This window comes from Veillonella sp. (assembly GCF_015058545.1).
In the GTDB taxonomy this organism is placed as follows: Bacteria; Bacillota; Negativicutes; order Veillonellales; family Veillonellaceae; genus Veillonella_A.
The window spans coordinates 1-11989 of the sequence record NZ_SVCB01000138.1; the positions used below are offsets into that span (position 1 = coordinate 1).

Below are 11989 nucleotides of genomic sequence, written 5' to 3' on the forward strand. Positions count from 1 at the left end.
AGATAAATTGGCAAAAGGTATAGATGTAAATCCAGAACAAGCTAAGGTGATTAGGTCAGAAATAATTAAAACGGAAACTAGAAGTCCTGATGGACAGTTTACAGTTGTAGCAACTAATTTAGATAAAGCTACTAAAGAAGCACAAAGTTTAATTAAGAAAGAGGATGACAAACTACCTAAAGTGGCTCTAGAAAAAACAGATAGAACAGTAATTACTAAAAATGAAGATAATCAGACTGTAGATATATATAAAATCAATCTAAATAAAGCACATAAAATCAAAGCAGGTGTGACTGTAATTGATGATAAAACATATGCTACTGTTGGTTATCAAGCAGGGCGATTCGAGGGCGTTGTTCACTTTGATAATGCAAAAGTCAAAGGTGCGACACTCTTGTATACAGTCGCTGAATGGTAGAATTGAGGTGATCCAAATATCTCGTGGCGTACGACGTTATGTACGCAAAATGCCCGCAAGGTTAGAAAAAATCTAGCTTTGCGGGCATTTTTTTGTTTATTTTACTTGACAATTTAACCGAATAAGGTTATAATAAAACCATAGAGAGGAGGTGAAAAACATGATGGACGATATAGAAAAAGTCCTTACAGTAATTGAAAAGATAGTGCTAATAGCCGTAGCAATAAAAACGCTTTTCAAAAAGTAAGGACTGCCCAAGGGTTAGGGGCGAAAGCCCCTAGCTCATCTATATCTTATCATGAAGTTATGAAAAATAAAAGTGTAACAGTAGTATTAGCTTTATTGAGTGCATCGGTCTATTTATCTATGGATAAATATGGCTGGGATTGGTTTGGCGGTTTGGCCTTGATTCTGGGCATAATAGCTATTATACAAGAGGTGAGAAAGTAGTATGAAATTTACGGATGTCATGACAACCAAAGAAGCTGCTGAAGTATGGGGATTGTCACAGGTTAGTGTAAAACATTTATGCACGGGTATACAAAGTAGACCACCGAGGTTAATTGAAGGTGTAGAATGTCGTAAAAGTGGCGGTACGTGGTTAGTCACGAAAGCTGGAATGACACGTCTGTACGGCGAACCGGAAGAGTGATTTGTAAATTGCTTAACTTTTGCAATAATAGACGATAAATATGAGTAATGGTATAATAGTTTAACTGAGGATATCAATTAAAATTAGTTCCTATATATTTATTTAGATTTACTTATTGCTCAACCATTGCTCAACCTAATTCGTTGAGAATGGCGTAGTTATGCCTTTTATGAGGAGAATAGTATATGACAGGTAAACAAAAACGATTTTTGCGTGCATTAGCCAGTACCATGCCGGCTGTAGTTATGATCGGTAAAGGCGGCTTGGAAGATGCTGTTATTGACAGCGCTCGTGCGGCTATTACGGCGAGAGAACTTATTAAAGTTAAAGTGTTAAATAATGCCCCTGTGGACCCTGCAGAAACATTTGAAGAATTAGCCGATATGTTGGGTGTCGAATTGGTACAGGTTATCGGTCACAACGGTGTTTTATACAAAGCCAAAAAAGACCCCAAAATCATATTGCCCCGTTAGTCAGCCGAATTAATTCGCTTAATGCGTTAGTTTAGCTGACTTCCGGAAACATTAAAAGGTAATCTGATGATGAGGAGATATAATTATGAGCGAAAGAGAGTCTACTGTTAAAGTCGTAACAAATGAACATTCCCGTGACGTATTGGCCAAGGCTAAGCGTATCGTCGTTAAAGTGGGTACCAGCACCTTAACCTATGACACGGGACGGCTTAATTTACGCCGAATCGAATCGATTGTAAAGCAATTGGCTGATTTGGCCAATCAAGGGAAAGAAATTATTTTAGTCAGTTCCGGTGCCGTAGGTGCCGGGTTGGCTCCTTTGGGGTTTAAAGAAAAACCAAAAGACCTTGTTATGAAACAGGCTGCTGCCTCCGTTGGGCAAGGGGTTTTACTTCATATGTATGAAAAGCTATTCCGTGAATACGGCCATACGGTAGGTCAGATTCTTCTGACTCGCGAAGACAGTATGAATCGCTCTCGTTATATCAACTTGCGCAATACTTTATATGCGTTGATTTCTTTAGGTGTTATTCCCATCATTAATGAAAATGACGTAGTGTCTATTGATGAAGTTAAAATCGGTGATAATGATACCCTGTCGGCTGTTATTGCAAGTACAGTTGAGGCCGATTTGTTGATTATTTTATCTGATATTGAAGGCTTGTATACGGCTAATCCGCAAACGAATCCGGATGCCGAATTAATACATGAAGTAGACGTTATTACGCCTCATATTTATGAAATAGCCGGTGGTGCCGGTACATCACGCGGTACGGGTGGCATGTATACTAAAATTCAAGCCGCCAATATTGCCGTTAATTCCGGTGTGCACATGGTTATCGCTTCCGGTGAACGCAATGATTCTATCGAAGTGATTGCCGTCGGCGGTTTACGAGGCACCCATTTTGTGGCGCGTGATTCGAAACCACATATGAAAAAACGCTGGGTAGCCTTCGGTAAGCGCCTCAAAGGTTCGGTTACTGTCGATAAGGGCTGTGCTGATGCTTTACTTAAAAAAGGCTCCAGTTTATTGCCAGTTGGTATTACGGCAGTAAGCGGTGAGTTTCATGAAGGGGAAACCATTAGTATCCTGTTTAATGACGAAGAAATTGCCCGTGGTATGGTAAACTTCTCGTCAGCGGATCTTGATCAAATTAAAGGTTGCAATTCCCATGAAATTACGTCTATTCTTAAGATAGACAGTGCTCATACGGAAGTCATTCATCGTGATAATTTAGTAATCCTCAGATAGGAGTCTTAATATGACAGAGTACGCAACATATTTTGAAACTATGGGCCGTAAGGCTCGGGCCGCATCGACGGCTATGCAATTGGCCGATACGGCGGTAAAAAATAAATTATTACAGACCGTGGCTGATGTATTGGTAGCTCATATTCCGGCTATTTTAGAGGCCAATGAAAAAGATATGGCACAGGCCGGTGATTATAATTTACCGCAAATCATGTATGATCGTTTGCGTCTTACTAAGGAGCGCATCGAGCAGATGGCTCTGGGCGTACGACAATTGGTTGACTTGGACGATCCTATCGGTGAAGTCATGGAATCGTCTACCCGTCCCAATGGCATGGAGATTACGAAAGTACGGGTACCATTGGGTGTTATTGCTATGTTTTACGAAGCAAGACCGAATGTAACCGTTGATGCAGCGGCTCTATGTATGAAAACAGGCAATGCGGTTATTTTGCGCGGCGGTAAAGAAGCATTTCACACTAATGAATGCTTGGTAAATTTATTGCGTGATGCGTTGACCGAAGTTAATTTACCGGCCGATGCGGTACAATTAGTAACCGTCACCGATCGTGCAGCTGTATCTGATTTACTGCGCCAACGTGAATATATTGATGTAGTAATACCTCGTGGCGGTGCAGGCCTTATTAAACGAATTGTAGAAGAAAGCCGCATTCCGGTTATTGAAACGGGGAGCGGTGTCGTTCATGTATATGTGGATAAAGATTGTGACGAAGCTAAAATTGTACCGATTGTAGTCAATGCTAAAGTACAGCGGCCATCCGTTTGTAATTCCGCGGAAACGCTACTTATTCACGAAGCGGTGGCACCTAAATTGTTGCCGATTATTGCGGATGCTTTAATGGCCAAACAGGTGGAACTTCGCGGTGATGAAGCTTCGCGGGCTATCGTTAAAGATATTAAAGCGGCTGAAGAATCGGCTTGGTCAACGGAATATAACGATTTAATTATGAATGTAAAAGTAGTGCCTTCCGTGGAGGCTGCCATTGCTCATATTAATCACTACGGGACGAAACATTCGGAATGTATTATTACGGAAAATACAGAGGCGGCACAGGCTTTTTTACAACAAGTAGATGCATCTACCGTGTATGTAAATGTTTCCACCCGTTTTACGGATGGCTTTGAGTTTGGCTTAGGAGCCGAAATCGGCATCAGCACTCAGAAATTACATGCTCACGGGCCTATGGGGCTCTTGGCGCTTACTTCGTATAAATATTATGTGCAAGGAGATGGCCAAATTCGTTCATGATAAAGTGGCTCAATATGGTACGAGCTTATGGCTCCTACTTAAAAACACCTAAGGGACGCTATGAATGGCTATCCTATATTAAAGCAATAATACTGTGGCTTGTATTATCATTGTTAATTATGGGGATAATGTACTGCTTATGAAACTTACAGGAAGAATCGGCATCATCGGAGGTACCTTCAATCCAATTCATTTAGGCCATTTAATGATAGCGGAAATGGCGCAGGAAACCTATGAACTTGACCGCGTTATTTTTGTACCGGCGTATCATCCGCCTCACAAACATGAAGACGTGATTGATGCAAAATATCGCTATGAGATGACGGCAGCGGCTGTTATGGACAATCCTAAATTTACTATTTCCGACGTTGAATTTAAACGGGAAGGCCCGTCTTATACGGTAGATACAATAAAGTACTTCCGTGCCCAATATGGTGAGGATAAGGAATACTATTTCATAGCCGGTACAGATACCATTCAAGACTTACCCAATTGGAAATATATTGACGAACTGCTCGGTTTATGCCATTTTATAGGGGCTGTACGACCGGATGGTTCGGCGGCTATTGAAAAGATTATTGAATATTTTGGCGATTTAGGTCGTGACCGTATTCATTTGCTGGAAGTGCCGCTCATGCAGCTGTCGGCTACGGATTTACGTCAAAGATTGCGCACCAAGCGCAGTGTTCGCTACATGATTCCTAAAGCCGTAGTTCAGTATATTGCACAACATGATATTTATAAAAAGTGAGGCAACAAATACTATGTTTGAAGAAATTATTAATGATTTACAAATGCGACTTAGTCCTAAACGTTTCGCTCATACTTTAGGTGTGGCGAGAGCCGCTGTAGGATTGGCCCAACGATATGGTGCCGATCCGGAAGAAGCTTATATTGCCGGTCTTTTGCATGATTGTGCTAAAGAATTGCCTTTATCGGAAATGCAGCGTTTGGTAGATGACGCGGACATCAAAGTGGATATGGAGATGTATGTAAACGGTGCGCTATTGCATGGTGTAAGTGGTGCCGTTATGGCCCATGATCGCTATGGTGTTATTGACGGTTATATTCTTGATGCCATTCGGTATCATACGACGGGCCGCGTAGGTATGACGCAATTGGATAAAATTATTTTTCTAGCCGATTATGTAGAAGAAACTCGTGATTTTCCGGCTGTGGACTATTTACGCAGTCTGGCCTTGGAAGATTTGGATGAAGCAGTGTTGGCCGGTTATGATACGACAATTCGTCATTTGTTGGATCAAGAATTGAGTATTTATTTTAAAACCATTTTAGGCCGTAACGATATGGTACGGCGTATTCATAATCGATAGGGTGCGGGTAGTATGGAAGAAGAAGTGCGTAAAAGACCGACTCGGCGGGTGCGGAGAAAACCAAAAGTACGTTGGGGACGGGTCATCTTAGCTTTGGTAATACTCATAGTCCTGGTAGGCGGTATCGGTTTTGGGTTATGGCGCGGTTATCAGGCAGCGGTAAGTTATTTTGGTGGTTCAGCTACGACCGAGACAACAACGACGGCCGATGTGGCACCACCGTCGCAGCCCAATCAAGTAACGACCATTCCTTTAGAACAAAAATCACTGGATAAGCCGATTTACATTTTATTGGTAGGTAAAGATAGTAACAATCCGGCGCAAGGGGATGCTCTCTTTTTACTATCCGTAAATGAACAACAAAAAAATATTGATGTAATCGGCATCCCGTCCAATACAAAAATTTACAGCCGTGACAATAAGTCCGTGTCTATGATTAATACCATGTACAGTAGCGGTAATATTGAACTTACTAAGGCCGTGGTGGAGGATTTATTCCATATTCCCATTCCTTATTATGTGGTGGTCGATGAGGCGGCTTTTAAAGATACCCTTGATGTACTGGGGTCTCAAGATATGTATGTGGAAAAAGAAATGGTACATATTGACGACGCTACCGATACAGCCGATGTCAATTTGGCCCGTGGGTATCAAACATTGGATGCGGATAAAGCCTATCAATATGTGCGCTTTGTGGATGCCGATAAAAATGCATTCAGTCGTACCCAGCGTCAAGAACGGTTTTTAAAACAATTATTGAGTTCTCAGGAAGACACCTTTACTATTTCCCGCATGTGGCATGTGTGGCGTCTTTGGAGCCACTATGATTCTAATATCAGTACGACTGACGCGGTTAAATTGGTTATGAGTTTGGGTAGTCTTACCGGTAATAATATTCAGTACTATATTTTACCGGGCACCAGGGAAGTGCTTAACGGCGAAATATTCTGGACCTACGACCCGGTAGAAGCACAGCAATTATTGGGCATTACCTTAGGCAATGCGCCGATTGAAGGCGGTGGCGACGGGACAACTGATGATTCGAAAAATACTTCTACCGGTAACGCCAAAGAAGGATAAATATTAATTTACTATGTTATAAACAGCATTATAATTGTTAAAATAATTATAGGGGTTGTAACGGTTATTCGTGACAATATATTGTATTTATTTTTATAGTTTATTGTTGGCGATGATTATAAAAAGGAGATTTCATGAAAGAGAAACAAGAAATTAAAGACGTGGCATTAGCATTGGCACAAGCAGGTTTTGACAAAAAAGGTACAGACATTGCCATTTTGGATTTGGAAGGTTTATCCAGTTTAGCGGATTATTTCGTATTGGTGAGTGCGTCCAACGTAAAACAGGCACAGAGTATTGCCGATGAAATTGAAGATAAAGGGGCTGAAGTAGGCGCTACCGTGCTTCATCGTGAAGGTTATCACGAAGGGGAATGGATTCTTTTGGACTTCGGCGATATTATCTGTCATGTCTTCGGCGGGCAGGAAACACGCTCTTTCTACGGCTTGGAACAGCTTTGGAATGATGCGGCTCGCGTAAAATTTACAGGGGCTTAATATGGCAACACAATTATCTGAAAACACATTAGCCACGCTGAAAGTGTTACGTCAAAGCGACCAAGGTTCGTTCTTGGACGGTGGTACGGGCAATACCAATGATGACATTTTACTTCATAAGGATCAACAGACCGCACCGGTGAAAATCGGCGATGAAGTACCGGTATTCTTGTACAAAGATCCGAAAGGTCGTCTCACCGCCAGTATGCGTTTGCCGGCTATTAAAGAAGGCCAAATCGGCTATGTGGAAGTCATTAATAAGACCCAATTCGGTGTTTTCGTTGAAGTGGGGACCGAACGTGGCATATTTATGCCACACGCGGAAATGCGCGGTCGGCCGCAATTAGGCGAGAAAGTCTGGGTTCGTTTATATACGGATAAGTCCGGTCGTTTAGCTGTTTCTATGGATGTGGATGATGCTATGCGCCGTGCCTCCAAACCGGCCACAAAGGCTCAAGTAGGGCAAATGGTGCGTGGTGCAATCTATAACTTCACCTCCGACGGGGCATTCTTTATCACGCCGGAACGATGGATTGCGTTCATTCATAACAGTGAAATGACACATCATTTGAAGGTGGGCGAATTGATTGATGCTCGCGTTACCTATAAGCGTGATGACGGACGTGTTAACGTATCCATGCGTCCTGTAAAAGAAACGGCTTTGACCATTGATGGCGAAGTGTTATTGGAATATTTATATCAGCGTAATGGTCGTATGCCATACAGTGATAAATCATCGTCTGATATTATTAAAGCAAAATTCGGTTTCAGTAAAGCAGCCTTTAAACGTGCTGTAGGTCATTTAATGAAAGAAGGTAAGGTTATTCAGGAAGAAGGCTGGACCTTATTGACCGAAACGGGTAAAATAGCGGCTGAGGAACTTGTGAAACGTAAGGCAAACGGTGATGCACCCCAAAGTGCAGATGTAACCGAAGCGTCTGACACAGGTAAGGAAGCCAAAGAGGATACTCGTAAGGCTTAGTGACGGCAAATAGAAGGCGTAATCAATTACGCCTTTCTTTGCATTTACCGACATATTGAATTTGAGGGTTGATTAATTATGAAAATTATTGTGGTAGGCGCCGGTAAGGTTGGCTATTCCGTAGCACAGCGCCTCGTGCAAGATGAACATGATGTATATATTATTGAAAAATCGGCAGAGCGCATCCGTAATCTGGAGAACAGCTTAGATGTAAGTCTCGTTCAGGGTAACGGCAGCAGTTTACAATTACTTAAAGAAATCGGTATGGATGATGTGGGTATGCTCATCGCCGTTACTGATTCCGATGAAGTAAATATGCTGGCTTGTTCGGTGGCAAAAATCGGCGGGATTCCTCGTACCATTGCTCGTGTTCGTGATAATGATTACTTGAGAGAAGAAAACCGCGAGTTACAGGAACAATTAGGGGTTGATTTATTTATTAATCCGGAGATGGTATCGGCTCAAGAAATTGTGCAGGTATTACAGACTCCGGCAGCTCTTGATGTGGAGGATTTTGCCAGTGGGGCCGTCCGTCTCATGGAATTTAAGATGCATGAAGACGTTCCTTATATTAACCAACGTTTGCGGGATATTCAATTTCCGGAAGGTGTTATTATTGTAGGGATTCTCCGTAACGGCGAAATGATTATTCCTCATGGCGAAAGTCGTCTGTTGAATATGGATAAAGTATTCTTCTTGGGGGCGAAAGACGCTATTTTGAAAATAGCCGAAGAATTCCACGAAGAAGCCATGATGGAGCAAACCAAGCGTATTCTATTGATTGGGGCCGGCCTTATCGGTCGCAATTTGGCAGTTCTCCTCGATCGAGCCGGTTACATGGTTAAAGTTATCGAAAAAGACATGGAGCGCTGTGAGCTTTTGGCATCCATGGTAGAGAATGCCATGGTTATCAATGGTGACGGCACAGATATGAATTTATTGGAAGCGGAAGAAATTTCCGATTGTGATGCTATTATTTGCCTTACTGATGATGATAAATTGAATCTGCTGGTGGCCTTATTGGGCAAACATTTAGGTGTGCCAAAGACAATCGTACGCGTTGGTCGACCGGAATATATTGTCCTTATGGAACAAGTGGGGATTGATATTGTATTTTCGCCGCGCCTTTTGACATCCGGCGAGATTTTACGTATGGTACGACGCGGTGAAAATGTAGTGAGCATCTCTACCTTTGAAGGCTCCAAAGCAGAAGCCGTGGAAGTGGTATTAAGTCCGGTATCGCCGCTTGTGGGTTGTGCTTTGAAAGACTTGAAGCTCCCCGGTAAAGCCTTGGTAGGTGCCGTTGTACGTGATGGTTCCACTATCGTGCCGACAGGTAATACGGTGCTTTTTGCTAATGACCATATTGTTTTCTTTACGTTGCCGAATCATGTTAATAAACTATTAACGTATTTGAAGCCGGTTTAATCGAGGTGTCCTATGCGTATACAGATTGTCATGCGATTAGTGGGGCAGTTAATCCTCATTGTTGCAGGAATTATGTGGGTTCCGTTCATTTACGGTTTGACGGTTGGTGAGTCATATTTTTCTTTTATCGGCGCCTCCATTATGGCGGCTGTAACGGGCAGTTTATTGTATTACTACGGACAGCCGAGTACCAGTTACAGTTTGCGCGACGGTTTTTTGACTGTTAGTTCTATCTGGATTTTGGTATCCTTTTTTGCCTCATTACCGTTTTACTTCGGCGGCGTTTTGCCAACATTTATAGATTCTTTATTCGAGTCGGTATCGGGGATAACGGCTACCGGTGCGTCTGTGGTGGAAGAGTTGGACAGCTTACCCAAAAGTTTTGTGCTGTGGCGCAGCCTCACTCATTGGCTTGGCGGTATGGGGATTGTCGTATTGGTGCTGGCCTTCCTTAAGAACTTAGGTGCTGATTCGGCTCATTTGTTCAACGCTGAAGCTTCGGTGCCACGTCCCGGTGTGGTATTGCCGCGCATTCGGTCTATGGCTTTTAAATTATGGACTATTTATTTATTATTTACAGCCGTATGTTTCAGTGCGTTAGTAATTGCCGGTATGTCGTATTTTGATGCTATTAACATGACGTTTACTACGATTGCCACCGGTGGTTATATACCAAATGACGGAGTCGTTGATATTTATACGGAAAGTTGGGCTATTCGCTGGATTTTAATCTTTTTTATGATTTTGGCAGGTGGTAACTTTACCGTATACTATGCCGTATTCCAGCGAGGTCTCAAAGCGGTTTGGCAGGATTTTGAATATCGCATGTATTTATTGATTCTGTTTATCGGGTCAATAATCGTAATGTACGCTTTATATATGGCCGATAATTTTTCCCCCGGTACCTCCTTTAATCGAGCTGTATTCATGATTGTGTCGATGCAAACCGGTTCCGGATTGGTTCTGGGCAACTATGATGTGTGGTCGCCGCTCGCACAAATGATGCTCTTTATGTCAATGTTCTTCGGTGGTTGTAGCGGGTCTACTACGGGTGGTATTAAAATTATTCGTATTATTATTTTAATTAAAAGCAGTATTATTTATTTGCGTAAGGCCATTCATCCCGATATGGTGCAGACCATTACGATTAATGGCAAATCTATGCCGCAAAAATGGGTTCAAATGACGCAGCAGTTCTTTTTCTTGTACATGACTGTATTTGCTATTTCTGCGTTGGGCATTGCCGCTACAGGTCTTAGTTTCGGTGAATCTTTACAATGTGTGGCGGGGATTTTGGGGAACGTAGGGCTTGCGTTCGGCAAACTGGGGCCGCAAGGCTCTTTTGCGGTGCTTCATCCGATGGCCAAAATAATTTGTGTAATCGATATGTTGCTCGGTCGTTTGGAATTGTTTACCTTACTTGTATTACTTCATCCGGATTTTTGGCAGGGCTATTTCCTTAAACGTCGCAAACGTTCCTATAAGGTATTGCAACCGGTAGGTACTCATCGCAGAGGCTAGTGCCTTAACATTTTTACTCACTGGTGATTAATAGCCATAATAGAAGGCTCAACGTATGACTTGGATAGGAGGACTTTATGGAAATTTTAAAACAGCCTTTAGGCTTATATAAGGCAAATTGTTATGTTTTAAAAGAGGCCGGCCAGGCGCTTATCATAGATCCGGGCTTTCATGCTCATAAAGTCCTTGAAATGGTAGGGGAAGCGGATCTTAAAGGCGTTGTACTCACACATGGTCACTGCGATCATGTGTGTGCCGTTGACGGAGTTTTGAAAGAACGGCCCGTTCCTTTATATATGCATCCCGGGGATGATGAATTGCTACATGCCAAACGGCGGATGCCATCGGCCTATAAAGGCCTCTTTCAGTCCCCGTATTTGCCCTTAAAGGAAGGAACGCTTAAGCTTGGGGTATTTGATCTCTATATTCACGAAACGCCGGGACACAGCAAAGGAAGCGTTATTATACAGTGGGGACAACATTTGTTTACCGGCGACACTTTGTTTAAAAATTCAGTAGGGGCTACGAATAACTATAATGGGGATGAGGCGGTGCTTAAAACTTCGCTTCGCCAAATTATGACATGGAACCCCGATTTAATCGTCCATCCCGGACATGCAGAGGATACAACGATTAAAGAAGAGTTGGATCATAACCCATTTTTACAGCCTTTGAAAGAATTTAATTAAATTGAAATAAAATATTAAATTTATACTAGACAAAGCCACCTGAAAAATGGTAGAATAATTTTCGTTGCTAAGGGCGGCGAAAGTAATGAAACAGTCAAAAGCATGTAAAAACTTTTCAAAAAGTTGCTTGACAATTGTTGCTGAAACCCCTATAATAACAAAGTAACGTATACGGCCCCGTGGTGTAGCGGTTAACATGTCGCCCTGTCACGGCGAAGATCGTCAGTTCAAATCTGATCGGGGTCGCCACGTTCGCCCCGGTAGCTCAGTCGGTAGAGCAAAGGACTGAAAATCCTTGTGTCGACAGTTCGATTCTGTCCTGGGGCACCATTTATGCGGAAATAGCTCAGTGGTAGAGCACCGCCTTGCCAAGGCGGGGGTCGCGAGTTCGAA

At 42.6% G+C, this 11989-nt stretch carries 14 protein-coding genes and 2 tRNA genes; all 16 read left to right on the forward strand.

Annotation, left to right across the window (positions count from 1 at the left end; genetic code table 11):
• Positions 1–418: hypothetical protein (locus E7204_RS08775; protein ID WP_295183726.1), on the forward strand; the 418-nt coding region annotated here is incomplete at its 5' end.
• A gap of 306 nt (positions 419–724) precedes the next feature.
• Complete coding sequence (locus E7204_RS08780; protein ID WP_295183729.1) at positions 725–868, forward strand: hypothetical protein; 144 nt, start codon at positions 725–727, stop codon at positions 866–868.
• Between the two features lies 1 nt (position 869).
• Complete coding sequence (locus tag E7204_RS08785) at positions 870–1070, forward strand: helix-turn-helix domain-containing protein (protein WP_295183733.1); 201 nt, start codon at positions 870–872, stop codon at positions 1068–1070.
• 185 nt (positions 1071–1255) lie between these two features.
• Positions 1256–1543, forward strand: a complete 288-nt coding sequence (yhbY, locus tag E7204_RS08790) for a ribosome assembly RNA-binding protein YhbY (protein ID WP_295183736.1) — start codon at positions 1256–1258, stop codon at positions 1541–1543.
• Between the two features lie 85 nt (positions 1544–1628).
• On the forward strand, positions 1629–2795 hold the full coding sequence (proB, locus tag E7204_RS08795) for a glutamate 5-kinase (protein ID WP_295183738.1): 1167 nt from the start codon (positions 1629–1631) through the stop codon (positions 2793–2795).
• A gap of 10 nt (positions 2796–2805) precedes the next feature.
• Entirely contained in the window at positions 2806–4065 is a 1260-nt protein-coding gene (locus tag E7204_RS08800; protein ID WP_295183741.1) for a glutamate-5-semialdehyde dehydrogenase, read from the forward strand.
• Positions 4066–4204: 139 nt separating this feature from the next.
• Positions 4205–4816: a nicotinate-nucleotide adenylyltransferase gene (nadD, locus tag E7204_RS08805; protein WP_021840649.1), complete on the forward strand. Its 612-nt coding sequence runs from the start codon at positions 4205–4207 to the stop codon at positions 4814–4816.
• Positions 4817–4829: 13 nt separating this feature from the next.
• Positions 4830–5399 carry a bis(5'-nucleosyl)-tetraphosphatase (symmetrical) YqeK gene (gene yqeK, locus E7204_RS08810; protein WP_295183746.1) on the forward strand — a complete coding sequence of 190 codons (570 nt, stop codon included), beginning with the start codon at positions 4830–4832 and terminating at the stop codon, positions 5397–5399.
• Positions 5400–5411: 12 nt separating this feature from the next.
• Positions 5412–6479 carry an LCP family protein gene (locus tag E7204_RS08815; RefSeq protein WP_295183748.1) on the forward strand — a complete coding sequence of 356 codons (1068 nt, stop codon included), beginning with the start codon at positions 5412–5414 and terminating at the stop codon, positions 6477–6479.
• A gap of 134 nt (positions 6480–6613) precedes the next feature.
• A complete protein-coding gene (gene rsfS / locus E7204_RS08820) occupies positions 6614–6976 on the forward strand; it encodes a ribosome silencing factor (protein WP_295183751.1) in 363 nt (120 codons plus the stop codon).
• Between the two features lies 1 nt (position 6977).
• Positions 6978–7958 (forward strand): S1-like domain-containing RNA-binding protein, encoded by a 981-nt coding sequence (locus E7204_RS08825; RefSeq protein ID WP_295183753.1) that lies wholly within the window; start codon positions 6978–6980, stop codon positions 7956–7958.
• A 78-nt stretch (positions 7959–8036) separates the two neighbouring features.
• The gene (trkA, locus tag E7204_RS08830; RefSeq protein WP_295183756.1) at positions 8037–9386 is read left to right on the forward strand and encodes a Trk system potassium transporter TrkA; all 1350 of its coding nucleotides are present in this window, start codon (positions 8037–8039) and stop codon (positions 9384–9386) included.
• A 12-nt stretch (positions 9387–9398) separates the two neighbouring features.
• A complete protein-coding gene (locus E7204_RS08835) occupies positions 9399–10907 on the forward strand; it encodes a TrkH family potassium uptake protein (protein ID WP_127058165.1) in 1509 nt (502 codons plus the stop codon).
• 77 nt (positions 10908–10984) lie between these two features.
• Positions 10985–11596 carry an MBL fold metallo-hydrolase gene (locus tag E7204_RS08840; RefSeq protein WP_295183761.1) on the forward strand — a complete coding sequence of 204 codons (612 nt, stop codon included), beginning with the start codon at positions 10985–10987 and terminating at the stop codon, positions 11594–11596.
• Between the two features lie 173 nt (positions 11597–11769).
• Positions 11770–11845: transfer RNA gene (locus tag E7204_RS08845), tRNA-Asp, on the forward strand.
• Positions 11846–11850: 5 nt separating this feature from the next.
• Positions 11851–11926 (forward strand) — tRNA-Phe (locus tag E7204_RS08850).
• Positions 11927–11989 lie beyond the last annotated feature (63 nt).

What these genes read in the sequence shown, in the direction of transcription:
- E7204_RS08780 (WP_295183729.1), top strand. Translation starts at nt 725, where the DNA reads ATGAAAAATAAAAGTGTAACAGTAGTATTAGCTTTATTGAGTGCATCG.
- E7204_RS08785 (WP_295183733.1), top strand. Translation starts at nt 870, where the DNA reads ATGAAATTTACGGATGTCATGACAACCAAAGAAGCTGCTGAAGTATGG.
- yhbY (WP_295183736.1), top strand. Translation starts at nt 1,256, where the DNA reads ATGACAGGTAAACAAAAACGATTTTTGCGTGCATTAGCCAGTACCATG.
- proB (WP_295183738.1), top strand. Translation starts at nt 1,629, where the DNA reads ATGAGCGAAAGAGAGTCTACTGTTAAAGTCGTAACAAATGAACATTCC.
- E7204_RS08800 (WP_295183741.1), top strand. Translation starts at nt 2,806, where the DNA reads ATGACAGAGTACGCAACATATTTTGAAACTATGGGCCGTAAGGCTCGG.
- nadD (WP_021840649.1), top strand. Translation starts at nt 4,205, where the DNA reads ATGAAACTTACAGGAAGAATCGGCATCATCGGAGGTACCTTCAATCCA.
- yqeK (WP_295183746.1), top strand. Translation starts at nt 4,830, where the DNA reads ATGTTTGAAGAAATTATTAATGATTTACAAATGCGACTTAGTCCTAAA.
- E7204_RS08815 (WP_295183748.1), top strand. Translation starts at nt 5,412, where the DNA reads ATGGAAGAAGAAGTGCGTAAAAGACCGACTCGGCGGGTGCGGAGAAAA.
- rsfS (WP_295183751.1), top strand. Translation starts at nt 6,614, where the DNA reads ATGAAAGAGAAACAAGAAATTAAAGACGTGGCATTAGCATTGGCACAA.
- E7204_RS08825 (WP_295183753.1), top strand. Translation starts at nt 6,978, where the DNA reads ATGGCAACACAATTATCTGAAAACACATTAGCCACGCTGAAAGTGTTA.
- trkA (WP_295183756.1), top strand. Translation starts at nt 8,037, where the DNA reads ATGAAAATTATTGTGGTAGGCGCCGGTAAGGTTGGCTATTCCGTAGCA.
- E7204_RS08835 (WP_127058165.1), top strand. Translation starts at nt 9,399, where the DNA reads ATGCGTATACAGATTGTCATGCGATTAGTGGGGCAGTTAATCCTCATT.
- E7204_RS08840 (WP_295183761.1), top strand. Translation starts at nt 10,985, where the DNA reads ATGGAAATTTTAAAACAGCCTTTAGGCTTATATAAGGCAAATTGTTAT.